The sequence below is a fragment of the Mesorhizobium sp. genome, from assembly GCF_004962245.1.
Lineage (GTDB): Bacteria > Pseudomonadota > Alphaproteobacteria > Rhizobiales > Rhizobiaceae > Mesorhizobium.
Map to the genome: position 1 here is coordinate 107,132 of NZ_SUHQ01000020.1, position 24,670 is coordinate 131,801.

At 64.2% G+C, this 24,670-nt stretch carries 20 protein-coding genes and 1 pseudogene; 17 read left to right on the forward strand and 4 right to left on the reverse strand.

Features of this window, described 5'->3' with window-relative positions; translation table 11 throughout:
• Positions 1-42 precede the first annotated feature (42 nt).
• Together E5X88_RS21360 and E5X88_RS21365 are read left to right on the forward strand one after the other, a co-directional pair.
• Positions 43-993 carry an LLM class flavin-dependent oxidoreductase gene (locus E5X88_RS21360; RefSeq protein WP_292164800.1) on the forward strand — a complete coding sequence of 317 codons (951 nt, stop codon included), beginning with the start codon at positions 43-45 and terminating at the stop codon, positions 991-993.
• The gene (locus E5X88_RS21365) at positions 990-2,255 is read left to right on the forward strand and encodes an LLM class flavin-dependent oxidoreductase (protein WP_292164803.1); all 1,266 of its coding nucleotides are present in this window, start codon (positions 990-992) and stop codon (positions 2,253-2,255) included. Before E5X88_RS21360 ends, E5X88_RS21365 begins: the two co-directional genes overlap by 4 nt.
• A 55-nt stretch (positions 2,256-2,310) precedes the next feature.
• Here the strand turns inward: E5X88_RS21365 and xdhC are convergent, their stop codons facing one another.
• The 4 genes from xdhC to uraH all read right to left on the reverse strand — a co-directional run bounded on the left by xdhC (position 2,311) and on the right by uraH (position 7,601).
• Positions 2,311-3,306 (reverse strand): xanthine dehydrogenase accessory protein XdhC, encoded by a 996-nt coding sequence (xdhC, locus tag E5X88_RS21370; protein ID WP_292164853.1) that lies wholly within the window; start codon positions 3,304-3,306, stop codon positions 2,311-2,313.
• An 87-nt stretch (positions 3,307-3,393) separates the two neighbouring features.
• On the reverse strand, positions 3,394-5,742 hold the full coding sequence (gene xdhB, locus E5X88_RS21375) for a xanthine dehydrogenase molybdopterin binding subunit (RefSeq protein ID WP_292164805.1): 2,349 nt from the start codon (positions 5,740-5,742) through the stop codon (positions 3,394-3,396).
• Complete coding sequence (gene xdhA / locus E5X88_RS21380) at positions 5,742-7,223, reverse strand: xanthine dehydrogenase small subunit (protein ID WP_292164808.1); 1,482 nt, start codon at positions 7,221-7,223, stop codon at positions 5,742-5,744. Before xdhA ends, xdhB begins: the two co-directional genes overlap by 1 nt.
• Before the next feature lie 3 nt (positions 7,224-7,226).
• Positions 7,227-7,601: a hydroxyisourate hydrolase gene (gene uraH / locus E5X88_RS21385; RefSeq protein ID WP_292164810.1), complete on the reverse strand. Its 375-nt coding sequence runs from the start codon at positions 7,599-7,601 to the stop codon at positions 7,227-7,229.
• Positions 7,602-7,776: 175 nt separating this feature from the next.
• Here uraH and puuE point away from each other — a divergent pair, with 175 nt between their 5' ends.
• The 15 genes and pseudogenes from puuE to E5X88_RS33670 all read left to right on the forward strand — a co-directional run.
• Positions 7,777-9,210 carry an allantoinase PuuE gene (gene puuE / locus E5X88_RS21390; RefSeq protein WP_292164812.1) on the forward strand — a complete coding sequence of 478 codons (1,434 nt, stop codon included), beginning with the start codon at positions 7,777-7,779 and terminating at the stop codon, positions 9,208-9,210.
• Between the two features lie 31 nt (positions 9,211-9,241).
• A complete protein-coding gene (locus E5X88_RS21395) occupies positions 9,242-10,105 on the forward strand; it encodes a bifunctional allantoicase/(S)-ureidoglycine aminohydrolase (protein WP_292164814.1) in 864 nt (287 codons plus the stop codon).
• Positions 10,102-10,605, forward strand: coding sequence for an ureidoglycolate lyase (locus tag E5X88_RS21400; protein WP_292164816.1), 504 nt, complete (start codon positions 10,102-10,104; stop codon positions 10,603-10,605). Before E5X88_RS21395 ends, E5X88_RS21400 begins: the two co-directional genes overlap by 4 nt.
• A complete protein-coding gene (locus tag E5X88_RS21405) occupies positions 10,605-11,198 on the forward strand; it encodes a nucleoside deaminase (protein WP_292164819.1) in 594 nt (197 codons plus the stop codon). Before E5X88_RS21400 ends, E5X88_RS21405 begins: the two co-directional genes overlap by 1 nt.
• Positions 11,199-11,281: 83 nt before the next feature.
• On the forward strand, positions 11,282-13,267 hold the full coding sequence (locus E5X88_RS21410) for a CocE/NonD family hydrolase (RefSeq protein ID WP_292164821.1): 1,986 nt from the start codon (positions 11,282-11,284) through the stop codon (positions 13,265-13,267).
• Positions 13,268-13,422: 155 nt separating this feature from the next.
• Positions 13,423-15,012, forward strand: a complete 1,590-nt coding sequence (locus tag E5X88_RS21415; RefSeq protein ID WP_292164822.1) for an ABC transporter substrate-binding protein — start codon at positions 13,423-13,425, stop codon at positions 15,010-15,012.
• Positions 15,013-15,028: 16 nt separating this feature from the next.
• Entirely contained in the window at positions 15,029-15,988 is a 960-nt protein-coding gene (locus E5X88_RS21420; protein ID WP_145718945.1) for an ABC transporter permease, read from the forward strand.
• Between the two features lie 9 nt (positions 15,989-15,997).
• Positions 15,998-16,822 (forward strand): ABC transporter permease, encoded by an 825-nt coding sequence (locus E5X88_RS21425; protein ID WP_292164824.1) that lies wholly within the window; start codon positions 15,998-16,000, stop codon positions 16,820-16,822.
• Complete coding sequence (locus tag E5X88_RS21430) at positions 16,822-18,477, forward strand: ABC transporter ATP-binding protein (protein WP_292164826.1); 1,656 nt, start codon at positions 16,822-16,824, stop codon at positions 18,475-18,477. The genes E5X88_RS21425 and E5X88_RS21430 overlap by 1 nt, the downstream gene beginning before the upstream one ends.
• 136 nt (positions 18,478-18,613) lie before the next feature.
• Positions 18,614-20,203: an ABC transporter substrate-binding protein gene (locus E5X88_RS21435; RefSeq protein WP_292164828.1), complete on the forward strand. Its 1,590-nt coding sequence runs from the start codon at positions 18,614-18,616 to the stop codon at positions 20,201-20,203.
• Positions 20,204-20,297: 94 nt separating this feature from the next.
• Positions 20,298-21,137, forward strand: a complete 840-nt coding sequence (locus tag E5X88_RS21440; RefSeq protein ID WP_292164829.1) for an alkaline phosphatase family protein — start codon at positions 20,298-20,300, stop codon at positions 21,135-21,137.
• 282 nt (positions 21,138-21,419) lie between these two features.
• Entirely contained in the window at positions 21,420-21,986 is a 567-nt protein-coding gene (locus E5X88_RS21445) for a sigma-70 family RNA polymerase sigma factor (RefSeq protein WP_292164830.1), read from the forward strand.
• Positions 21,983-22,651 carry an anti-sigma factor gene (locus E5X88_RS21450; protein ID WP_292164832.1) on the forward strand — a complete coding sequence of 223 codons (669 nt, stop codon included), beginning with the start codon at positions 21,983-21,985 and terminating at the stop codon, positions 22,649-22,651. Before E5X88_RS21445 ends, E5X88_RS21450 begins: the two co-directional genes overlap by 4 nt.
• Positions 22,641-24,119: a S8 family serine peptidase gene (locus tag E5X88_RS21455; RefSeq protein ID WP_292164834.1), complete on the forward strand. Its 1,479-nt coding sequence runs from the start codon at positions 22,641-22,643 to the stop codon at positions 24,117-24,119. The genes E5X88_RS21450 and E5X88_RS21455 overlap by 11 nt, the downstream gene beginning before the upstream one ends.
• 329 nt (positions 24,120-24,448) lie before the next feature.
• Positions 24,449-24,604: pseudogene (locus E5X88_RS33670) on the forward strand (helix-turn-helix domain-containing protein); the annotation flags it as partial.
• Positions 24,605-24,670 lie beyond the last annotated feature (66 nt).

Below are 24,670 nucleotides of genomic sequence, written 5' to 3' on the forward strand. Positions count from 1 at the left end.
GCCGTTTCGTTGTTTCCGGGAGAGGCTCCTTTCGAAGTGCCTATGTCCGCCCGTCCGGATTTCAGCCTTCTGGCCCGGTTCGTGCAAAAAGCCGAAGCAGCCGGGCTGGATATGGTGCTGCTTGCCGATTCAGCACCGGGCGGCGGCGCATCGAACCGGCAGGTGCCCTTCGAAGCGACGACCCTGCTGGCAGCGCTGGCGACGGTGACCAACAAGATCGGCCTCGTCGCCGCGGCATCGACGGTCGCCCACCAGCCTTACAATCTCGCGCGCCGTTTCGCATCGCTCGACGTCATCAGCCATGGCCGTGCCGGCTGGAACGCGACCATGGCCCAGGATCCGCGCGAGGCGGCCAATTTCAGCCGGCCGGAAGGCTTTTCCCGCGACGATTTCCGCCGGCACGCGGAGGAATTCATCGGCATCGTGCAAGGCTTGTGGCGAGGCTGGGATCCGGATGCCCTGCTGTTCGACCAGCACGGCGGCCGCTTCTTCGATCCCGAAAAGATGCACCTGCTCGACCACAAGGGCGAGTTCTTCTCCGTGCGTGGCCCGCTGAACGTAGCGCGCTCGCCACAGGATGCGCCGGTGCTCGTCCTATCAGGCCTGTCGGAGCCCGACATGGATATCGGCGCCCGCGTCGCCGATGTCATCCTGCTGGACGAGCCATCGGTGGCGGGCGCGAAGGCTGACGATGTGAAGCGCCGCGCGGTTGCGTTCGGGCGCGGTCCGGGCGCGATAAAGGTGCTGATGAACGTCGCACCGGGTGCTGACATGGCCGCCAGGCCGGACGTGATCGCGGACAGGCTCGAAGAGTCCTTCCGATCGAAGAGCTGCGACGGCTTCAACATGCTCATGCCGCCGGTGCTGTCTGTGCTCGACGATTTCGTCGACCGCGTGCTGCCGGAGCTTCGCCGACGCGGCCTTGTTCACCCTGATTATCGCAACGCCACGCTGCGCTCCCATCTCGGACTGGCCGGGGAGGAGAGACAATGAGCGCCCGTCAGATGAAGCTCGGCGCCTTTCTGTGGGCGACAGGCCATCACATCGCCGCCTGGCGCCATCCGCAGGCGCATGTGACGGCGGGGGTCGACATCGACCATTACGTCCATCTGGCGAGGACGGCAGAAGCTGCGAAGTTCGATATGCTTTTCTGCGAGGATGCCGCCGGCGTGCGCGAGGCCAATGCCAATATCGCCAGCCAGACGTCACGCTCGATCGGCTTCGAGCCGATCAGCCTGCTTGCCGCACTCGCTGTCCAGACCAGCCACATCGGCCTCGTCTCCACGGCATCGACGAGCTACAACGAACCTTACGGGCTGGCGCGAACCTTCTTGTCGCTCGACCATCTGAGCAACGGGCGCGCCGGCTGGAACCTGGTCACCTCCGCCAGCCCCATCGAAGCCGCCAATTTCGGCTCGACCGGCCTGCGCCCGCATGCAGACCGCTACGAGCGCGCACGTGAATTCGCTGCCGTGGTTACCGCACTTTGGCATGGCAAGCTCGATGGGGCTTCCGGGCTCGGCCACGACGGCCAGAATTTCTCGGTGCGCGATCCGCTCGATCTGCCGTGTTCGCCGCAAGGCGCACCGGTGATGGTTCAGGCAGGGGCCTCCGATGCGGGCCGGGACCTTGCCGCCCGCACCGCTGACGTGGTGTTCACGGCGGCGCAGACATTGGAGGAAGCCAAGGCCTTCTACGATGATCTCAAGGGCCGTCTGGCGGCCTATGGGCGCGAGCCGGACGACATCAAGATCATGCCGGGCATCGCGCCGATCGTGGCGGCAACCGAAGCGGAAGCTAGGGCAAAACATGAAGAGCTGCAGGAGCTGATCCCCGACGATGTCGGCGTCGCGTTGCTTTCGAGCTATCTCAGCATCTCCGATCTGTGGCGCTATCCCATCGATGGGCCATTGCCGGAGCTGCCGGCCAGCGAAGGGATGCAGAGCCGGCAAGCTCTCGTCATCGAGCAGTCACGCCGCGACAATCTGTCCATTCGCGAGCTTGCGCGCCACTTCGCCGGCGCGCGCGGCCACTGGCGGATCGTCGGCACGCCGGCCCAGATCGCCGACGAACTCCAAGCACGGTTCGAGGGCGGCGCGGCAGACGGTTTCAACGTCATGCCATCTTATTTTCCTGGCGAACTCGATACCTTCGCCGCGCTTGTCGTCCCGGACCTGCAGCGGCGCGGCCTGTTCCGTACGGACTATCAAGGCAGCACGCTGCGCGAACATCTGGGCCTGAAGCGGCCGATGTGAGCAGCACGCTATGGAAGCGCCTGCACGAATATGCCACTCGGCGGCATATTAGCCGTCAGCCGGCCATTGCCTTGCCACGAGGGGCGGGGTGCGGAGCGGCTGATGCGACGGCGTTGGTGACCAGCGCCGTCATGATCTCGGCCGCCGCCAAGGTCGCAATCACTTGCGGACGCTTGTCCTTGACGGCATCGCCGCCGATCGGTGAGACGAGGCGAGCAAATTCCGCCTCGCTGCCGCCCGCCGACTTCAGGAACCAGTTCCTGAACGTCGCCTTTTTCGTCTTCGAGCCGATCATGCCGACATAGGCAGCATCCCGGCGTTTCAGTGCCTCGGCGACGATCAGGAAATCCAGCGCGTGGTCGTGGGTGAGGATGACGAAGGCGGCCCCCGCTGGAGCCTTGCGCACAACCGCCTCTGGCATCGGCGTCAGACAGGTTTCGACAGTGTTCGGCATGCCCTCCAGCGCCTCCGCCCGCGTCTCGACGACGACGACATGCACCGGCAGCAGGGCAACCGCCGACGCAAGCGCCTGGCCGACATGGCCGCCGCCGAAGATGTAGACATGAGGCAGCTGCGCCTCCTCGGCTTCCGCGGCAGCAACCAACGCTTGCGCCAGCGTCGCATCAACCAGCCGGATTAGCACCTCGACCCTGCCGCCGCAGCACTGGCCGATCTCTGGCCCGAGCGGAATGTCGAGAGTGGCGCTGACATCCCTCCCCCTCGCGGGGAGGGTGGTGGCGAAGCCGGCGGGTGGGGTCGCCGCGGCAGTGCTCAACATTTTCTTAGGTCGCGTGCTTCCTCTACCGACCCCCTCTGACCGCTTCGCGGCCATCTCCCCCTCAAGGGGGGAGAAAAGGAGCTGCCGGGCCTTGTCGATCGCCATGTATTCGAGTTGGCCGCCGCCGATCGTACCAAAAATCGCCGAGCCCGAGACGAGCATGAAAGCGCCCGTCTCGCGCGGCGTCGAGCCCTTGGTCGCCGCCACTTCGACCAGCGCGAGGCGGCCATGGCCAGCAAGGAAGTCCTTCAGGCTTTGCACGTTCGAGGTCATCATTCGCATTCCCAAGTGGGAAATATAGAGTTTTCCGGCAGAAATTGCACGCTTGCCCGTCTCTGGGTCCCGACTCTGGGGCCTGATTCAGGCGCCGGTCTTGGCCTCGCCTTTCAGTCGCTCGATCGCCATCAGCACGCGTTCCGGTGTTGCGGGGGCATCGAGGCGCGGGCAGACCTTGTGGTCGGCAACGCTCGCCACCGCGTCAGACAGCGCATGCAGAACCGACATGCCCAGCGGGAGCGGCGGCTCGCCGACCGCCTTGGAACGGTGCACCGTCGGCTCATGCGCTTCCGGCCAGTCGGCCAGCGTCACGTTGAATATCTTGGGCCGGTCCGAGGCGAGCGGGATCTTGTAGGTCGACGGCGCATGGGTGCGCAGCCGGCCCTTGTCGTCCCACCACAGTTCCTCCGTCGTCAGCCAGCCCATGCCCTGGATGAAGCCACCCTCGACCTGGCCGAGATCGATGGCGCGGTTCAGCGAGCGGCCGGTCTCGTGCAGGATATCGGTGCGCTCGACCATGTATTCGCCCGTCAGCGTGTCGACCGAGACTTCCGAACACGAGGCGCCATAGGCGAAATAGTAGAAGGGACGACCCTCGCCCTTATCCCTGTTCCAGTGGATTTTCGGCGTCTTGTAGAAGCCCGCCGCCGAGAGCTGAATGCGGGCCATGTAGGCCTGCCTGACGAGGTCGGCGAAGGCGATCTCCTGGTTGCCGATGCGCACCCGGTTGGGCAGGAACAGCACCTGATCGCGCGGCACCTGGTATTTTTCGGCGGCGAAATTGGTCAGCCGCTCCTTGATCTGCCGGGCTGCATTCTGGGCCGCCATGCCGTTGAGGTCGGAGCCGGAAGACGCGGCGGTGGCCGAGGTGTTCGGCACCTTGCCGGTTGTCGTCGCGGTGATCTTCACCTGGTCGAGGTCGATCTGGAATTCCTCCGCCACGACCTGCGCCACCTTGACGTAAAGGCCCTGCCCCATCTCGGTACCGCCATGGTTCAGATGCACCGAACCGTCGGTGTAGACATGCACCAGTGCGCCGGCCTGGTTGTAGTGCGTGGCAGTGAAGGAGATGCCGAACTTGACCGGCGTCAGCGCCAGGCCGCGCTTGATGAAGCGGCTGTTGGCGTTGAAGGCCTCGATGACGCGGCGGCGTCTTGCATAGTCCGAACTCGTCTCCAGCTCGGCGACGATGCGGTGGATAATATTGTCCTCGACCACCTGGTGATAGGGCGTGATGTTGCGATCTGAGGTGCCATAAAAGTTCTTCTTGCGGATTTCGAGCGGGTCCTTGCCGACAGCAAAGGCGACCTCGTCGATGACGCGTTCGGCACCGACCATGCCTTGCGGCCCGCCGAAGCCACGGAAGGCGGTGTTAGACACGGTGTTGGTGTAGAGCGGCGCCGACTGCGCATGCACCGCCGGCCAGAAATAGGTATTGTCGCAGTGGAACAGCGCGCGGTCGGTGACCGGGCCTGACAGGTCCGCCGAGAAGCCGCAGCGCGCCGCGAACATGAAGTCGACGCCGAGGATATTGCCCTCGTCATCGAAGCCGACCTCGTAATCGACGAGGAAGTCATGGCGCTTGCCGGTGGCGATCATGTCGTCGTCACGGTCGGGCCGGATTTTCACGGCGCGATGGTGCTTCTTGGCAGCTATCGCCGCGAGCGCGGCAAACTGGTTGCCTTGCGTCTCCTTGCCGCCGAAGCCACCGCCCATACGGCGGATTTCGACCGTGACGGCATGGCTCGGCACGCCCAGCGCATGGCTGACCATGTGCTGGACTTCGCTCGGATGCTGGGTCGAGGAATAAATCGTGACGTCCTGATCCTCGCCAGGAATGGCCATGGCGATCTGGCCTTCGAGATAGAAATGGTCCTGGCCACCGACCCGCATCTGCCCTTTGAGCCGGCGCGGCGCCCTTTCGATCGCGGCGGCGGCATCGCCGCGCCTCAGGGTCAGCGGCGGCGTGACCAGCTTGTCCTTGCGGGGATCAAGGACGCCGATGTCGGCGACGAAGGGCAATTCCTTGTATTCGACCTTGGCCAGCCTTGTGGCGCGGCGCGCCTGCTCGCGCGTTTCGGCAATGACGCAGAAGATCGGCTGGCCGAAGAATTGCACCTTGCCGTCGGCCAGCACCGGCTCGTCGTGGCGGCCGGTCGGCGAAATGTCGTTTTCGCCCGGCACATCGCTGGCCGTCAGCACGTCGACGACACCGGGTGCAGCGCGCACCGCCGACAGATCCATGCTGGCGATGGTGGCGTGGGTGGCCGTCGAAAGTCCGAGGCAGCCATGCAGCGTGCCTGATGGTTCAGGCATATCGTCGATATAGACGGCCGTTCCGCTGACATGCTTGTGCGCGGAATCATGGCGCTGGTCGGTGGCAACGCCACCGGCTATCTTCTGCGCCTTGAGGTTGGGAGCGTGCTTGGTCATCAAGCCGCCTCGTGCCGCGATACCTGGATCGGCGCCTTGGTGCCGCTGGTCTCGGCAAAGAAGCGCAGCAGGAGGTTACGCGCCGCCAGCGCCCGGTATTCGGCCGAAGCGCGCATGTCGGTCAGCGGGGTGAAATCTTTGGCGTACTCGGCCATTGCCGCCTGCACCGTCTCTTCCATCCAAGGTTTGCCAAGCAACGCCTTTTCCACGCTGAAAGCCCGCTTGGGCGTTGCAGCCATGCCGCCATAAGCGACGCGCACCTCCGCCACCGTGCCGTTCCTGGCCAGGGTCAGCAGGAACGCGCCGAGTGCTGCGGTGATGTCCTCGTCACGGCGCTTGGTGATCTTGTAGACAGCGAATTTGGTGTCCCTGCCCGGCACCGGGACATGCATGGCCTCGACGAACTCGCCCGGCCGCCGGTCCTGCTTGCCATAGGCGATGAAGAAGTCTTCCAGCGGGATCGTCCGCCGCTTGTTGCCCCGGCGCAGCGTCAACCGCGCGCCGAGTGCGATCAGCGGCGGCGGCGTGTCGCCGATCGGCGAGCCATTGGCGATGTTGCCGCCGATCGTGCCCATATTGCGCACCTGCTCGCCGCCGATGCGATCGAACAGCGGCCCTAGCGCAGGGATGCGTTTGGCCAGCGTCGAGAAGGCTTCGGTATAGGTGACGCCGGCGCCGATCGAGAGGATGCCGTTGTCTTCGGAGATCGTCGACAGCCCGTCGAGATTACCGATGAAAATCGCCGGCGCAATATCGCGCATATGCTTGGTCACCCACAGGCCGACATCGGTCGACCCGGCAACGATGGTGGCGCCCGGCTCCTTGTCGAGCACGCTAGCCAGATCATCGGCATCGGCAGGCACGACCAGCCGCTGCTTGCCCGAGCCGATCTCGATGCGCGAACCGTCTTTCATGGCCGCAAGCTTCGCCATAATCGTCTTGCGCTCCGCCGCCAGCGGATCCTTTGCGGCCTTGCCGTAGCTGGAAATGGCGCGAGCGGCGCGGACGATCGCCTCGTAGCCGGTGCAGCGGCAGAGATTGCCCTGCAGCGCCTTCTCGATGGAGGCGTCCGACGGGTCCGGCGACCGCATCCACAGGGCATAAAGCGACATGACGAAACCCGGCGTGCAGAAGCCGCATTGCGAGCCGTGGAAGTCGACCATCGCCTGCTGCACCGGATGCAGCTTTTCGCCGTCGCCGCGCAGATGCTCGACGGTCACGACATGGGTGCCGTCGAGTGAGCCGAGGAAACGAATGCAGGCATTGACGCTTTCATAGACCAGCCGGCCGCCTGAGAGCCTTCCGACCAGCACGGTGCAGGCGCCGCAATCGCCCTCGGCGCAGCCTTCCTTGGTGCCGCGCAGTGAGCGCGTGAGCCGCAGCCAGTCGAGCAGGGTCTCGTCGGGCGCCACCGTGGTCAGGACAACATCCTCGCCATTGAGGATGAAGCGGATTTCGCTGCGTGTGTTGGACCTGGCCATGTCTCAGCTCCCCCGATAGGTCGAATAGCCGTAGGGCGAGACAAGCAGCGGCACGTGATAGTGCACCGGCTCGGCCATGCCGAAGCGGATCGGCACCCTGTCGAGGAAGGCCGGTTCCGGCAACTTTGTCCCCTGCCGGCGCAGATAATCGCCGGCGGCGAAGACCAGCTCGTATTCGCCGATGCGGAATTCCGCGCCGGCCAACAGCGGCGCGTCACAGCGGCCGTCGACATTGGTGACCGCCGTTTTCAGATGCGTCCGCATGTCGCCGTCGATGCGATAGAGCGCGATCGACAAGCCTGCCGCCGGCCTGCCAGTCGCGGTGTCGAGGACATGGGTCGTCAGACGTCCGCCTTCGGCTTTCGACGTTTCCGCCACTAGCTGCTCCCATTCCCGGTACAGTCGAACATGTTTGACGAATTGTGCGCCAATTAAAGGCGATGCATAAGTCCCGGTCGAGCGAAGTGCTGCAAAAACACTTTCAAAAATTTTCGGGGGAATGCGCAAGCGGCCCTTTCGACTATCCTGATCACACTATCCGGCAGGAGCGACAATGCGTTACGAACGAGACATGCGCGGCTACGGCGCCAATCCGCCGGATCCGAAATGGCCTGGCGGAGCGCATGTCGCGGTGCAGTTCGTCGTCAATTACGAGGAAGGCGGCGAGAACTGCGTCCTGCATGGCGACAAGGCTTCGGAAGCCTTCCTGTCCGAGATCGTCGGCGCCGCGCCCTGGCCCGGCCAGCGCCACTGGAACATGGAATCGATCTACGAGTACGGGGCGCGCGCCGGCTTCTGGCGCTTGCTGCGCCTGTTCACCGAGGCTGAGGTGCCGGTCACCTGCTACGGCGTCGCCTCAGCACTGACGCGCTCGCCCGACCAGGTCGCGGCGATGCAGGAGGCCGGCTGGGAGATCGCCTCGCACGGGCTGAAATGGATCGACTATCGCGACCATGCGCCGGAGGACGAGCGCCGCGACATGGAAGAAGCAATCCGCCTGCACTATGAGGTGACAGGGGCGCGGCCGACCGGCTGGTACACCGGCCGCACATCGATCAACACCGTGCGGCTGGCGGCGGAAGAGGGCGGCTTCGACTACGTGTCGGACACCTATGACGACGAACTGCCTTACTGGTTCGAGCATGACGGACCAAACGGGACTGGGAAACCGCAGCTCATCATCCCCTATACGCTCGATGCCAACGACATGCGCTTCGCCACGCCGCAAGGCTTCAATTCGGGCGACCAGTTCTTTGCCTACCTGAAGGACAGTTTCGACACGCTCTACGCCGAGGGCAGGCAAGGGCGGCCGCGCATGATGAATATCGGCCTGCACTGCCGTCTCGTCGGGCGGCCGGGCCGGGTCGCGGCGCTGAAGCGCTTCGTCGACTACGTCAAATCGCACGACAAGGTCTGGCTGGCGCGGCGCATCGACATCGCAAGGCACTGGCAAGAGACCCATCCGTTCCGGCCGCCGGCACTGCGCCCGTCGAAAATGGAATTCGAGGCCTTCATGCATACCTTCGGCGGTGTATTCGAGCACTCGCCGTGGGTTGCCGAACGCGCCTATGGGTTGGAGCTCGGCCCGGCGCATGACGGTGCCGTCGGCCTGCACAATGCACTGTGCCGTGTCTTTCGTGCCGCCAGCGAGGCCGAGCGGCTCTCGGTGCTCAACGCCCATCCCGACCTTGCCGGAAGGCTGGCGCAGACCAAGCGGCTGACGGCGGAATCGGCCAGGGAACAGGCTTCCGCCGGGCTCGACGCGCTGACCGACAAGGAGCGCGAGCTGTTCTCCAAGCTCAATGCCGCCTACGTCACCAGTTTCGGCTTTCCCTTCATCATCGCAGTGAAAGGCAAGACCAAGCAAGAAATCCTGGCGGAGTTCGAGGCGCGCATCGGTAACAGCCGCGGCGTCGAATTCGAAACCGCCTGCAAACAGGTCGAACGCATCGCGCTGCTTCGCCTCAAGGACATGCTTCCGCAATAGGCCTTGGCTTCCGCAACAGGCTTCGAACTTTATGGACACGATCAAAATGGCCGACCGAACCTATTACGCGCCGCATGGCGGTCACCCCAGCCAGAGCGAGTTGCTGACCGGCCGCGCCGTCTTCACCGAGGCCTATGCCGTCATTCCAAGGGGCGTGATGCAGGACATCGTCACCAGCGCCTTGCCGTTCTGGGATGAGACCCGCGTCTGGGTGCTGTCGCGCCCGCTGTCGGGGTTCGCCGAGACGTTTTCGCAATACATCGTCGAGATCGCGCCCGGCGGTGGCAGCGAGCAACCGGAACCGGATGCCGGCGCAGAGGGTGCCTTGTTCGTGGTCGAGGGCGAGCTGACCGTCTTGCTTGCCGGCAAGACGCACGTGTTGCTTCCAGGCGGTTTTGCTTTCCTGCCGCCGGCAAGCGGGTGGACCGTTCGCAACGAAAGCGATGCCGCTGTCCGCTTCCACTGGATTCGCAAGGCTTACGACGCCGTCGAGGGCATCGATGTTCCACAAGCCTTCTTCGCCAACGAACGGGACATCGCGCCGAGCCCGATGCCCGGCACCAATGGACGCTGGGCAACGACGCGCTTCGTCGACCCGGCCGACATGCGCCACGACATGCACGTCACAATCGTCACCCTCGAGCCTGGCGCGGTCATTCCCTTCGCCGAGACCCATGTCATGGAGCACGGCCTCTATGTGCTGGAAGGCAAGGCGGTCTACCGCCTCAACCAGGACTGGGTCGAGGTCGAGGCCGGCGACTATATGTGGCTGCGCGCCTTCTGCCCGCAGGCCTGCTATGCCGGCGGTCCGGGAAAATTCCGCTACCTGCTCTACAAGGACGTCAACCGCCATGCCAAGCTTGGCGGCGCCGGCATCGCGAGGCGCGCGCCATGACCCGCATCGTCGCGCAACCGCTGACCCGCGAGAGCTTCGCCGAATTCGGCGACGTCATCGATATGGGTGGCGACAATCACTACCCGATCAATGGCGGCAAGGCGGAGCGCTACCACGACCTCGCCACCGCCGAGGCACAGGGACCGAACGCGCGCGTGCTGATCTCGATGGTGCGCGGCACGCCTTACGCCTTCCCGCTGAAGCTGACGATGGTCGAGCGCCACCCCTTCGGCAGCCAGGCCTTCATTCCGCTGTCGCCACGGCCGTTCCTGGTCATCGTTTGCCACGATGGCAACGACGGCCCGGGCGAGCCGCACGCCTTCATCACCGCGCCCGGGCAAGGCGTCAACTATCCGCGCAATCTGTGGCACGGCGTGCTGACGCCGATCGGCGAGGCCCAGGATTTTCTCGTCGTCGATCGCGGCGGTGACGGTTCCAACCTCGAAGAGTGCCATTTCTCGCACGCCTACGAGATCGATCTTCCCGACGGGACAGCATGATGACCGATATCTCGCTGATCGACCGCCTGCTCGACGTCATCGAGCACGACATCGTGCCGAAGACCGCCGAAGGCGTCGCCCACGGCAACAAGCTGTTCGGCGCGGCGATCCTGCGTAAAGACGACCGCTCGCTGGTGCTCGCCGAAACCAACAACGAGACGGAGAACCCGCTCTGGCATGGCGAAGTGCACTGCCTGAAGCGCTTCTACGAAATGCCGAAGGCCGAGCGCGTCGACACCAAGGACGCCCTCTTCCTCGCCACGCACGAGCCCTGCTCACTCTGCCTGTCGGCGATCACTTGGACCGGCTTCGACAATTTCTACTATCTGTTCAGCCACGAGGATTCGCGCGACAGTTTTGCTATCCCGCACGACCTGAAGATTCTGAAAGAGGTCTTCACCCTCGATCCCGGCGGCTACAATGCCGAGAACGCCTACTGGAAGAGCTTTTCGATCCGCCGGCTGGTGCGGTCGCTGCCCGAGACTGAGCGCCAACGGCTGGAAGCGCGGATCGGCACGATCTCCGCCCGCTATGACGAACTGTCCGGCGCCTATCAGGCGAGCAAGGGCGAAAACGACATCCCGCTGAATTGACGCGGATTGACCAGCCGAATTCGTTGACTGGCCCACGACGCGACAGACTTGGGCTCCATCATGCGGCCAGCTAGGAGCGCCGCATGAAAACCATCACTGAATTTCCGCGCAAGGTTGTCGAATTTCCGGACATGGGGATCGTCATGCCGGACGGCTGCCGGCTGTCGGCGCGGGTGTGGATGCCGGTCGACGCGGCCGACGATCCGGTGCCGGCGATCCTCGAGCACTTGCCCTATCGCAAGCGCGACGGCACGATCTTTCGCGATCAGCTGACGCATCCCTATTTCGCCGGCCACGGCTACGCCTCGATCCGCGTCGACATGCGCGGCAATGGCGATTCCGAAGGGCTGATGGACGACGAATATTCCGAGCAGGAATTGCAGGACGCCTGCAATGTGATCGCCTGGGCGGCGGCCCAGCCCTGGTGCAACGGCAATGTCGGCATGATGGGCATCTCCTGGGGCGGCTTCAATTGCCTGCAGGTGGCGGCCAAGCGGCCGCCGGCGCTGAAGGCGGTGATCAGCCTGTGTTCGACCGTCGACCGCTACGCCGACGACATCCACTACAAGGGCGGCTGCCTGCTGATCGAGAATTTCGGCTGGGCCTCGACCATGCTGTCCTATTCGTCGCGGCCGCCGGACCCGCTGCTGGCCGGTGACAACAGATGGCGCGACCTGTGGCTGACCCGGCTGGAGAACCAGCCCTTCCTGGCGCCGCTGTGGCTGAAGCACCAGCACCGCGACGCCTATTGGAAGCGCGGTTCGATCTGCGAGGACTATTCCGCCATCCAAGCCGCCGTGCTGTCGATCGGCGGCTGGCACGACGGCTATCGCAACACCATTTCCCATCTCGCCGCCAATATCGAGGCGGCGGTCAAGGGCATCGTCGGGCCCTGGATCCACAAATACCCGCATTATGCCGCGCCCGAACCGCGCATCGGCTTCCTGCAGGAGGCCTTGCGCTGGTGGGACCGCTGGCTGAAGGGCATCGACACCGGTGTCGAGGCCGACCCCGCCTACCGCGCCTATGTGATGGACAGTGTCCGTCCCGCGCGCTGGCATCCGGAGCGGCCGGGCCGCTGGGTCGCGGAAAACGCCTGGCCATCGCCGAACATTAAGACGCGGGAGATCGAGCTGATCCCTGAAGGCGCCCAGCCCGCAATCGTCGCTTCGCCGCAAAGCTGCGGCCTTGCCGGCGGCGAATATTTTCCCTTCACCTTCGGCCCGGAACTGCCGGGCGATCAGCGCCCCGATGACGCATTGTCGGTGTGTTTCGACCAGCCGGCGCTGGCGGAAGCGATCGACATTGTCGGCGCGCCGGAAGTGCTGGTCAGGGTCTCGTCTGACAGACCGCAGGCGAACATCGCCATCCGGCTGTGCGACGTCCATCCGGACGGCGCGTCCGAACTGATCTCCTACGGCGTGCTCAACCTGACGCACCGCAACTCGCACGAATTCCCGCTTGCGCTGGTGCCGGGCGAAACCGTCACCGCCCGGGTCGTGCTCGACCAATGCGCCTATCGCGTGCCGGCCGGACATCGCCTGCGCATTGCCGTATCGAACGCCTACTGGCCGATGATCTGGCCATCGCCGGAACCGGTTCGGCTCGAGCTGTCGGCAGCGACGTTGATGCTGCCGCAGCGCCCCCTGGCGCAAGGCGACGAAGTCACGTTCCCCACGCCCGAGGCAGCCGCACCCTGGGCAACCGAAACGATCCGCGCCGCCAAGTCCGAGCGCCACGTCGATCGCGACGAAAAGACCGGGAAGATCACGCTTTCCATCGTCGACGATTTTGGCGAGGTGCGCGATCTGGAACATGGCCTCGCCAATGGCAGCATCGCCCGTGAGACATGGGCGATCCATCCTGACAATCCGCTGGCAGCGTCGGGCAAGACGCATTGGACGCAAACGCTGTCGCGAAATGGATGGTCGGTGCGCACCGAAACATCAGCCGAAATGCGATCCGACGCGCAAAACATCATGGTTAGCGCCAGAATTGAGGCCTATGAAGGCGAAAAACTGGTTTTCGAGCGCAATTTCGAGGAGAAAATCCCACGCGCGCTGCTTTGAGCGCTTATGGGGATTGGTCCAATTGCGACGTACGATTTACGCCACAGCATGTCGCATTCGGTCTTGCTTACGGCTTTCCCTTGCGGTCATTATTCTCCTCACAAGAAACGAGAAGAACGGCCACAAGGTCGAACCAACAGAGTGAGGAACTCAACATGTCAAACGAACTGGAATTTCTCAGCCGGCGCGTCGCGTCCGGCAAGCTCAGCCGTCGTGATTTTCTCGGCCGGGCGGCAGCGCTCGGCGTCACCGCGACCTTCGCCAACACGCTGCTTTCAAATGCAGCGCGCGCTGCGGGCCCGGTCAAGGGCGGTATACTGAAGGCCGGCCTGGTCGGCGGCGAGTCCACCAACAGCCTCGATCCGGCCCTGTTCATGACCCAGGTGCCGTTCGCCTTCGGCAAGATGTGGGGTGAACTGATCGTCGAGCTTTCCCCGGAGGGCAATCTCGAGAACCGTATCGCCGAGGAGATCGGCTCGTCGGACGACGCCAAGACCTGGACGCTGAAAATCCGTGACGGCGTCGAATTCCACAACGGCAAGACGGTGACCGCCGAGGACGTGGCCGCCACGCTCGAACGCCATTCGGACGAAAAGTCGAAGTCGGGCGCGCTCGGCTACATGAAGGGCATCGAGAGGATCAAGGCCAACGGCAAGGAAGTGGTGCTGACGCTGAAGGAACCCAATGCCGACCTGCCCTATCTGCTCAGCGACTACCACCTGATCGTCCAGCCCAATGGCGGCAAGGACGGAGCCGATGCCGGCATCTCGGCCGGACCTTACAAGATCACCACCAACGAGCCCGGCGTGCGTCACGGCGGCGAGCGTTTCGCCAATTACTGGCAGGCCGACAAGATGGGCCATGCCGACCAGATCGAGATCATCGTCATCAACGACGCCACGGCGCGCACGTCGGCCCTGCAGGGCGGCCAGGTCAACATGATCAACCGCGTCGAGCCGAAGATCGTCGACTTGATCAAGCGCCTGCCCGGCGTCACCATCCGCAACCATGCCGGCCCCGGCCACTACGTCTTCATCATGCACTGCAACACGGCGCCGTTCGACAACAACGATCTGCGCATGGCGCTGAAGCTGGCGATCGACCGCGAGGAGATGCTCGACAAGATCCTCCGAGGCTATGGCTCGCTCGGCAACGACTTTCCGATCAACGCGGCCTATCCGCTGTTTTCCGACGATATCGAGCAGCGCAAATACGATCCCGACAAGGCCAAGTTCCACTACAAGAAGTCGGGCCATGACGGCGCCATCCTACTCAGGACATCGGATGTCGCCTTCCCCGGCGCCGTCGATGCCGCACAGCTCTTCCAGCAGAGCGCGGCCAAGGCCGGTATCACACTGGAGGTCAAGCGCGAACCGGGCGACGGCTACTGGTCGGAAGTCTGGAACAAGCAGCCTTTCTCCGCTTCTTACTGGGGCGGCCGGTCAACGCAGGACCAGATGTATTCGACCGCCTATCTGTCGACGGCGGACTGGAACGACACGCGTTTCCTGCGTCCGGATTTCGACAAGATGGTGCTGGCGGCGCGTGCCGAGCTCGACAACGACAAGCGCAAGGCGATGTATCGCGACATGGCGATGCTCGTCCGCGATGAGGGCGGCCTGATCCTGCCGATGTTCAACCAGTTCATCGACGCGACGGGCGCCAAGGTCGGCGGCTGGATCGACGATCCGCACCAGGAGCTGATGAACGGGTACGCTCTGGCAAAATGCTGGCTCGAAGCCTGAGCCCGGCCTTGCGGATATGTCCTCACCCATCGTGAAACTGGTGGCCCAGCGCATTGCGCTGGGCATCCTCCTGCTGTTGGCCGTATCGGTCCTGATCTTCGCCGGCACCCAGATCCTGCCCGGCGATGTCGCGCAAGCCATCCTCGGACAGTCGGCGACGCCGGAATCGCTCGCCAATCTGCGCGAGCAGCTCGGCCTCAACGACCCGGCCTTCATCCGCTATTTCCGCTGGCTCGGCGGCGTCGTGACCGGCGATCTCGGCACCGCGATGTCGAGCGGGCAGGATATTGCGACCTCGATCAAGGGGCGGTTGTGGAACACGCTGTTCCTCGCCTTCTGGGCGGCGGCCGTGGCTGTGCCGCTGGCGATCATCCTCGGCCTGATTGCCGTGCGCTACCGCAATGGCTGGGTCGACAAACTGATATCCGGATTGGCGCTCGCGTCGACGTCGTTTCCCGAATTCTTCATCGGTTATGTGCTCGTCTATTTCTTTGCCGTGAAGTACCAGATCTTCCCCGGCATCTCGACGGTCTATGACGGAATGCCTTTCGGCGAGCGCATGCAGGCGATCATGCTGCCGGCGGCGGCACTGACCCTGGTGGTGCTCGCCCACATGATGCGCATGACGCGCGCCGCGATCCTCAACGTCATGCAGTCGGCTTATGTGGAAACCGCCGAGCTCAAGGGGCTTTCGGCATTCGCCGTCATCCGCAGGCATGCCTTTCCCAATGCGATTGCACCGATCATCAACGTGGTGATGCTCAACCTCGCCTACCTGATCGTCGGCGTCGTCGTGGTCGAGGTGATCTTCGTCTATCCGGGCATGGGGCAGTATCTCGTCGACCACGTCACCAAGCGCGACGTGCCGGTGGTGCAGGCGGTCGGCCTGATCTTCGCTGCCGTCTACATCAGCCTGAACATCATTGCGGACATAGCGGCGATCATCGCCAATCCGCGTCTCAGACACCCGAAATAGGGAGCGGGCATGCTCGACATAAAACGCATCCCCATCCCCGCGCTGATCGGCCTGGTGCTGACGGCACTGTTCGTTCTGGCGGCGATCTTCGCGCCGTGGATTGCGCCATACGGCAATGGCGAGATCGTCGGCGACGTCTGGGGACCGATGTCGGCGGCGCACTGGCTGGGTACCGACAATCTGGGTCGCGACCTTCTTTCGCGCATGATCTACGGCGCCCGCATCACGCTGTTCATCGCGGTGCTGGCCACCGCACTGTCCTTCTCGCTTGGCGCCATCCTAGGTTTCTCGGCGGCCGTTTTCGGCGGCTGGTTCGACACGCTTATGTCGCGTCTTGTCGATCTCCTGATGTCGATCCCGACGCTGATCATGGGCCTCGTCGTGCTCTCGGTGCTGCCATCCAATCTCGTGACGCTGATCCTGGTGATGGGTATTCTCGATTCGACCCGCGTCTATCGCTTGTCGCGCGCGGTCGCCGTCGACATCAACGTCATGGATTTCGTCGAGGCGGCCAAGCTGCGCGGCGAAGGCAGCGTGTGGATCATCTTCCGCGAGATCCTGCCCAATGCGTTGTCGCCGCTGGTTTCGGAACTCGGCCTGCGCTTCATCTATGCTGTGCTCTTCCTGTCGACGCTCTCCTTCCTCGGCCTCGGCGTGCAGCCACCGGACGCCGACTGGGGCGGTATGGTCAAGGAGAACAAGGACGGCATCGTTTTCGGCATCGCGGCCGCACTCATCCCGGCAGCAGCGATCGCAGCGCTGGCGATCTCGGTCAACCTCGTCGCCGACTGGGTGCTGAACCGCACGACAAGCCTGAAGGGAGGACGCGGGTGATGGCTGATATCAAAGCGAAGTCCGACATCCTGCTCGACATCCGCAATTTGCGCATCGAGGCAACGGTCTACCCGCCGGGCGAGCCACCGAAGAATATCACGCTTGTCCACGACGTCTCGCTGACGCTCGAGAAGGGCAAGGTGCTCGGCCTGATCGGCGAGTCCGGCGCCGGCAAGTCGACCATCGGCCTGTCGGCGATGGGCTATGGCCGCGGCGGCGTGCGCATCACCGGCGGCGAGGTCATCCTCAACGGCCGCGACATCCTCAAGGGCGGCAAGGAGGGTTTTCGCAAATTGCGCGGCCGCGAGGTCTGCTATGTCGCGCAATCGGCGGCGGCGGCTTTCAACCCGGCGCACAGACTGATGGACCAGGTGGTCGAGGCGACGCTGCTGCACGGCACGGCGACGCGCGCCGCGGCCGAGAAACGTGCGGTCGCGCTGTTCAAGAAGCTCAGCCTGCCCAATCCCGAAAGCATCGGCGAACGCTTTCCCCACCAGGTGTCGGGCGGCCAGCTGCAGCGCGTGATGACGGCGATGGCGCTGTGTTCCGAACCCGACCTGATCGTCTTCGACGAGCCGACCACCGCGCTCGACGTGACGACGCAGATCGACGTGCTGGCGGCGATCAAGGACGCCATCCGCGACACCCATGTCGCGGCGCTCTACATCACCCACGACCTTGCCGTCGTCGCCCAGGTCTCGGACGAGATCATGGTGCTGCGCCATGGCCGGCTGGTCGAATGGGGCGGCACCCGCCAAATCATCAAGGAGCCGCGCCAGGAATACACCAATGCGCTGGTGTCGGTGCATGAGATCGAGCATCAGGAGCAGAAGCCCGGCACGACGCCGTTCCTGTCGGTCAAGAACATCACCGCCGCCTATGGCCGCAGCCATATCAAGGTGCTGAAGAACGTCTCGGTCGACATCTTTCCCGGCCAGACGCTGGCCGTCGTCGGCGAGTCCGGTTCGGGCAAGTCGACGCTGGCGCGCGCCATCACCGGCCTTCTGCCGCCCGAAGAGGGCACTGTCACCTTCGATGGACGTCCGCTCGCCAACCGGCTCGCTGACCGGCCGAAGGAGGATCTGCGCCAGTTGCAGATGATCTATCAGATGGCCGATGTGGCTATGAATCCGCGCCAGACCGTCGGCACCATCATCGGCCGGCCGCTCGAATTCTATTTCGGCATGCGCGGCAGGCAACGCGACGCCCGCGTTGCCGAACTGCTCGACAAGATCGAGATGGGCAAGGGTTTCATCGACCGCTACCCGGCCGAGCTTTCCGGCGGCCAGAAGCAGCGCGTCTGCATCGCCCGCTCGCTCGCCGCCAAGCCGAAGCTGATCATTTGCGACGAGGTGACCTCGGCGCTCGACCCGCTGGTGGCCAACGGTATCCTGAAGCTGCTGCTCGAGCTGCAGAAAGAGGAAAACGTCGCCTATCTGTTCATCACCCACGATCTCGCGACGGTGAAGTCGATCGCCGATTCGATCGCGGTGATGTATCGCGGCGAGGTGGTGCGCTACGGCGCGAAGAGCCAGGTGCTGACGCCGCCCTTCGACGCCTACACCGACCTTCTCTTGTCCTCGGTTCCCGAAATGGAGATCGGCTGGCTGGAAAAGGCGATCAAGGGACGGCGCATGGCCAGCGCGGGGAATTAGACGCTCGCGATATTGCGGCTGGGAAAGCGCAACAAACGTTGCTTCCGTCATCTGGATGAAACCCGGCGCGAAGAGGATCAGCGCGAACGGGCGCCGCCCGTGCAAAAGCTGTTCTTCGTGAAAGGGGACTTGGACAATGACGACTGAACTCGACCATCTCGCGGACCTTGCCGGCAAGGGCCGGATATCACGCCGCGACTTCCTCGGCCGCGCCGCGGCCCTTGGCGTATCGGCGGCGCTGGCGTCGACGCTGGCCGGCAAAGCCTTCGCCCAGACCCCAATGAAAGGCGGAACGATCAAGGCCGGCCTGCAAGGCGGCGAATCGACCAATAGTCTCGATCCGGCGCTGAACCTCAGCCAGGTCACGTTCAGCTTCTGCAAGCAATGGGGCGAGTTCCTTGTCCGCCTGAAGCCCGACGGCGGTGTGGAAAACCTCATCGCCGAGGAGATCGGCGCGTCCTCGGACGCCAAGACCTGGACGATCAAGGTGCGCGACGGCATCGAGTTCCACAATGGCAAGACTGTCACCGCTGAGGACATCGCGGCCACCATCGAACGCCACGCCGACGAGAAATCGAAGTCGGGCGCACTCGGCATTCTGAAGAACATCAAGGCGGTCAAGGCAAGCGGCAAGGAAGTGATCGTCGCTCTTGGCGACGCCGATGCCGATTTTCCTTATCTGATGGCCGACTACCACCTCGTCATCCAGCCGAACGGCGGCAAGGACGATCCGAATGCCGGCATCAGCGCCGGCCCTTACAAAGTCACCGTCAACCAGCCGGGTGTCCGCCATGGCGGTGAACGTTTCGCCAATTACTGGCGGGGCGACAAGGCCGGCCATGCCGATCAGATCGAGATCATCGTCATCAACGACGCAACGGCGCGGCTGTCCGCCCTGCAGGGCGGCCAGGTCCACATGATCAACCGCGTCGAGCCGAAGGTGGTGGACCTGGTCAAGCGCATCGCCGGTGTCACCTTCGAGAACGTCGCTGGCAGAGGGTATTACCCGTTCAACATGTTCTGCGACACCGCACCCTTCGACAACAACGACCTCAGGATGGCGCTGAAGCTCGCCATGGATCGCGACGAACTGCTGGAAAAAATCCTGCGCGGCTACGGCTCGGTCGGCAACGACTTTCCGATCAACGAGGCCTATCCGCTTTTTTCGACCGACATCGAGCAGCGCAAGTTCGATCCGGAAAAAGCGGCGGCGCTCTACAAGAAATCGGGGCACAGCGGCTCGATCCTGTTGCGCACCTCCGATGTCGCCTTTCCGGGCGCCGTCGATGCAGCCCAGCTCTACCAGCAGTCCTGCGCCAAGGCCGGCATCAAGATCGAGATCAAGCGCGAGCCCGGTGACGGTTACTGGTCCGAGGTCTGGAACAAGCAGCCCTTCTCGCTGTCCTATTGGGGTGGGCGGGCCACGCAGGACCAGATGTACTCCACCGGCTACGTCTCGACAGCCGACTGGAACGACACGCGCTTCAAGCGGCCGGAGTTCGACAAGATGCTGTTTACCGCACGTGCCGAGCTCGACCAGGCCAAGCGCAAGGCGATCTATCACGACATGGCGATGCTGATGCGCGACGAGGGCGGATTGATCGTGCCCTTCTTCAACCAATTCATCGATGCCGCCGCCAGCAACAAGATCAGCGGCTATGTCAAGAACCCGAACGGCGAGATGATGGATGGCTATGCGCTGAACGAGTGCTGGCTCAATGCCTAGCATCCGATCCGTCTGATACGACTTCTGAGGCGCCGTGGGTCCAAGCGACACACGGCGCTCTAACCTCAACGGCCCAAATCGCATGGAGCGGCCCGTGGCGCTCGATACAAAACTTTTGCTCATCATCCTCGACGGCATGCCTTACCGCAACTGGCGCCGGCTGATGGGCAATCTCGAAGGCTGGGTGCTGTCGGGCGAGGCGCGCGTCTGGAAGATGCGCTCCGTGCTGCCGTCGACCTCGGCCTGCTGCTATGCCTCGATCCACACCGGCGTGGCGCCGCAGGTGCACGGCATATTGTCCAACGAGAACCGGTTCCGCGTCGAGCAACCGGACATCTTCTCCGAGGTCAGCAAGGCCGGCGGCAAGACCGGCGCGGTCACCCATTCCTACTGGTCCGAATTCTTCCGGGCCTATCCGTTCGATCTGGTCGAGGACATGGAGTTCGATGAGCCGGGCGGGCCGATCACGCATGGCCGTTTCCATACCATGACCGGCTACAATGCCAGGAACCAGATGACGCCGAGCGACGTCGACCTGTTCGCGACGCTGACCATGCTGACCAGCCGCCACGGCATCGACTACGGCATCCTGCACACCTGCACGCTGGACTCGATGGGCCACCGCTTCGGCCATGACTGCCATGAAATGGACCATGCCGTCTATGCGATGGACGGCATGCTCGCCGCCTTCCTGCCGCGCTGGCGGGAAGCCGGCTACGAGGTGATCGTTACCGCCGATCACGGCCAGACCGATCGTGGACATCATGGCGGCCGTGACGACGAGATGCAGGATTTCGCGCTTTACTATTTCGGCCCGGGCAAGGGGCCGGAGGCCGACATGCTGCTCGACCAGTTGCAGCTTGCGCCGACCGTGCTGAAACGCCTCGGCGTGCCGGTGCCGGCGACGATGAAGGCCAAGCCGTTCCTGGGCTGAGCGCGCGTCTTTCCTTCTCTCTTGTGGGAAAAGGTGGATTGTCGCGAAGCGACAAAAAAATCGAGGGATTTGAAGCGCTTACCTTTTCAGCGCGGCGATACGTCCAACACCCCTCACCCGACCAAGCTTCGCCCGGCCACCTTCTCCCACAAGGGAGAAGGGAACGCTCTGGCAACGCTGCCGCTCTTCGGTTAGCTTTCAGGAAATTCCGGGCGGAAAGCGGTGAACCTTTTTGGGTCGATCGGCGACAGAGCAGACAAGAGCCAGGCGGCTCGACCGGCCATGACGGCAGCGACGGAGACCGATCGCGCGCTTGTCAGCCGGGTCGCGAAGGGCGACCGCGCCGCCGTGCGGCTCCTGTTCATGCGCCACCACGCGCGGGTCTACCGTTTCGTGGCGCGCCAGACGGGATCGGAAATGATGGCCGACGATATCGCGAACGAGGTGTTTCTCGAGCTCTGGCGCCAGGCGCCTGGCTTTGAGGGGCGCTCGGAAGTCTCGACATGGCTGCTCGGCATCGCCCGCTTCAAGGCGCTGTCGTCGCTGCGCAAGAAAAAGGAAGACTGGATCGACGACAATGACGCGGCGCAGGTGCCAGACAGCGCCGACACGCCGGAAGTCGTCACCATGAAGGAAGACAAGGGCGCCGCCTTGCGACGTTTCGTCGATGCCTTGCCGGAAGAACACCGAACGGTGATCGACCTTGCCTATTACCACGGACAGTCGGTGACCGAGATCGGTGAGGTGCTCGGTATTCCGGTCGCCACGGTCAAGACCAGGATGTTCTACGCCCGCAAGAAACTCGGCGAGGCCCTCAAGGCCGCCGGTTACGACAGGGGGTGGCCATGAGCGCCGCTGAAAAAATGTCGCGCCGCGACGAAATGGAGACGCTGCTGCCGTTCTATCTGAACGGCTCGCTGGAAGGTGCGGAACTCGAAGCCATCGAGGAATGGCTGGCCTCCGACCCGGCGGCACTTGCCGCACTCGGCGAGGCCGAGGCCGAGTTCTCCGGCACCGCTGCCGCCAATGAGGCGATCCGCCCGCCGGCCGATGCGCTCGGCCGCTTCGCCCGGGCGCTCGACGCCGAGGCCGGCCCTGTGCGGGCGCCGGCGGCATCGTCCTGGCTGGCGCAGGCGTGGGGCCGCTTCATGGCGGTGCCCGCCGGCGTCGCGTGGGCGGCGGCGGCCGCTCTGCTGGCGCTTGTCGTGGTGCAGTCGTTTGAGCAGCCCGGCGGCATGGACGGCGATTTCGAAGTTGCCGGCCAGCAGGGCGATCTGGCGAAAATGCCGTTCGCGCTGGTGAAGTTCAAGCCGGATGCGAAGATGGCCGACATTGCCGTCTTTCTCGGCGAAAACCAGCTGAAGATCGCCGGCGGGCCGACCGCTGAAGGCGTCTTCCGCCTTGGCATCCCGGCCACGACCGCGGCCGACTATGAAAAGGTGCTCGGCCTTATTGCCGCCCAGCCATTCGCGGAAGCTGTGGTCGAGGGAAGGAAACCGGTTGATGGCGGCTAGGGCGGTCATTGGATTTGCGGCGCTCCTTGTGGCGGCGATGACCATCGCCGCCGCGCCTGCCTTGGCGCAGACCGATGATCCGAACCGCACCCAGACCGAAATCGACTGCCTCAACCGGGCGACGGCGGCGGCCGACTGCGCCGAGGACGACACTAAGGATGGCAGCGGCGAAAGGCCCGGCGCGGATTCCGCCGCGACAGGCGCGGTCTTTCTTCCCGCGCTGATCGTCGACCTGTTCCCCAATCCGGTCGGCGACGGCCAGGCTCCGCTGCCGACGCCCAATCCGCGCCGCGATCCGGCCAACGATGCGTTGCCGCCGCCGGCCTCGCCTGCCGATGCGGCAGCGATACCGGCCGCAGCCCCAGGCGGTCCGATCGTTTCGCCCTCCGATCTCGTCGCAGCCGAGCCGCCGCGCGCCGTCATCGGCGATTTCGTGCCCGACGAGGTGCTGGTGACGGTGGACGGCGACGCCGTCCAGCAGATCGCCGCCTCCTTCGGCCTCGAGGTGCGCTCGCAGCGCCAGTCTCAGCTGCTCGGCACCACGCTGGTGCGCTACGGCATTCCCGACGGCCGCCCGGTCGGTGTCGTGCTGGCGCAGCTTGCCGCCGACGGCCGCACCACGCGGCGCGAGCCCAACCATATCTACTCGCTGCAGCAGGCGGCCGCCATCGTCAACTACGCCTTCGAGCGCATCGCCCTCGATTCGAAAGAGGCCAGCGGTGAGAATGTACGCATTGCCGTCATCGACACCGCCATCGACGACACCAACCCGGCGCTGTCCGGCGTCATCGCCGATCAGTTCGACGCCATGCCCGACGTGCCGGTCGAGGCGCGCGACCACGGCACCTCGATCGACGGCCTGATCGCCGGCGTCGGCGCGCTCAAAGGCATGGCGCCGGGCGCCAGGATCTATCACGCACGCGCCTTCGAGGGCGGCAAGTCGAGCATGGACGTCATCCTTGCGGCGCTCGACTGGGCGGCGGAGCAGGATGTCCGCATCATCAACATGAGCTTTGTCGGCCCGAAGAACGACCTGCTCGGCGTCGCCTGCCGCAATGCGCGCGCCCTGGGCATCGTGCTGGTCGCCGCCGCCGGCAACAACGGACCGAAGGCGCCTTATGGCTACCCGGCCGCCTTCGACGGCGTCATCGCGGTGACCGCCACCGATGCGAAGGACGGGCTGATGCAGCAGGCCAATCGCGGCGCCTACGTCTTCCTCTCCGCCCCAGGCGTCGAGATGGTGGCGCCGAGCGGGGCCGGCTCCGACGTGGTCACCGGCACCTCGTTTGCCGCGGCGATCGTGACCGGCGCCATCGCCAATCTGTTGCACGCCGCGCCTGACCGTTCCGCCGACTGGGTCGAGAAGGCGCTGGCCGCCACGGCCAGGGATCTCGGCCCCGAGGGTCGAGACAATGATTTCGGCTATGGCCTGTTGAACGCCAGGGCGGCCGAGGCGGCGAAGGAATAGGCGTAGGCTTAAGCGCTTCTGCTTTTATGCATGTCGAAACTCAATCAACTGGCTGCCGCCAGCGTCCGAGATGGGTGGAGAGCGGAAGTACCAGGAATTGTCATCTGTGGCAGGATTGAGGAGGTGGGTTCAATAGGTCGCCGCAACACTCTTAATCTGAGAGGATGAGGAGGTGTTGCATGGTGACGTCACGGATCTGGTTTACGTCAGCGCAGAAGGCCGAGCTTTGGGAGCGATGGAAGCAAGGTCAGAGCATTTCGTCGATCTCGCGGGCACTGGACCGCCGGAACAAGACCGGCGTTCAGCGGATCGTATCCTTACACGGCGGCATTGCTCCGTCAGCAAGGCGTAGAGCGGCCTCGGCGCTCGGGCTGGCGGAGCGCGAAGAGATCTCTCGCGGGATCGCGGCGGGTCTCGCAATACGCGCTATTGCACGAAGTCTCGGGCGATCCCCATCGACAATATGTCGCGAGATTTCGCGCAATGGCGGTGCACAAAGCAGTGTCGCCTGGCATGCTCTGGACGGCTACGGTGGCGGGTAGCGCAAAAGC

Coding starts and splice junctions, on each gene's coding strand:
- E5X88_RS21360 (WP_292164800.1), top strand. CDS start 43: ATGTCCGCCCGTCCGGATTTCAGCCTTCTGGCCCGGTTCGTGCAAAAA.
- E5X88_RS21365 (WP_292164803.1), top strand. CDS start 990: ATGAGCGCCCGTCAGATGAAGCTCGGCGCCTTTCTGTGGGCGACAGGC.
- xdhC (WP_292164853.1), bottom strand. CDS start 3,306: ATGACCTCGAACGTGCAAAGCCTGAAGGACTTCCTTGCTGGCCATGGC.
- xdhB (WP_292164805.1), bottom strand. CDS start 5,742: ATGACCAAGCACGCTCCCAACCTCAAGGCGCAGAAGATAGCCGGTGGC.
- xdhA (WP_292164808.1), bottom strand. CDS start 7,223: ATGGCCAGGTCCAACACACGCAGCGAAATCCGCTTCATCCTCAATGGC.
- puuE (WP_292164812.1), top strand. CDS start 7,777: ATGCGTTACGAACGAGACATGCGCGGCTACGGCGCCAATCCGCCGGAT.
- E5X88_RS21395 (WP_292164814.1), top strand. CDS start 9,242: ATGGACACGATCAAAATGGCCGACCGAACCTATTACGCGCCGCATGGC.
- E5X88_RS21400 (WP_292164816.1), top strand. CDS start 10,102: ATGACCCGCATCGTCGCGCAACCGCTGACCCGCGAGAGCTTCGCCGAA.
- E5X88_RS21405 (WP_292164819.1), top strand. CDS start 10,605: ATGACCGATATCTCGCTGATCGACCGCCTGCTCGACGTCATCGAGCAC.
- E5X88_RS21410 (WP_292164821.1), top strand. CDS start 11,282: ATGAAAACCATCACTGAATTTCCGCGCAAGGTTGTCGAATTTCCGGAC.
- E5X88_RS21415 (WP_292164822.1), top strand. CDS start 13,423: ATGTCAAACGAACTGGAATTTCTCAGCCGGCGCGTCGCGTCCGGCAAG.
- E5X88_RS21420 (WP_145718945.1), top strand. CDS start 15,029: ATGTCCTCACCCATCGTGAAACTGGTGGCCCAGCGCATTGCGCTGGGC.
- E5X88_RS21425 (WP_292164824.1), top strand. CDS start 15,998: ATGCTCGACATAAAACGCATCCCCATCCCCGCGCTGATCGGCCTGGTG.
- E5X88_RS21430 (WP_292164826.1), top strand. CDS start 16,822: ATGGCTGATATCAAAGCGAAGTCCGACATCCTGCTCGACATCCGCAAT.
- E5X88_RS21435 (WP_292164828.1), top strand. CDS start 18,614: ATGACGACTGAACTCGACCATCTCGCGGACCTTGCCGGCAAGGGCCGG.
- E5X88_RS21445 (WP_292164830.1), top strand. CDS start 21,420: ATGACGGCAGCGACGGAGACCGATCGCGCGCTTGTCAGCCGGGTCGCG.
- E5X88_RS21450 (WP_292164832.1), top strand. CDS start 21,983: ATGAGCGCCGCTGAAAAAATGTCGCGCCGCGACGAAATGGAGACGCTG.
- E5X88_RS21455 (WP_292164834.1), top strand. CDS start 22,641: ATGGCGGCTAGGGCGGTCATTGGATTTGCGGCGCTCCTTGTGGCGGCG.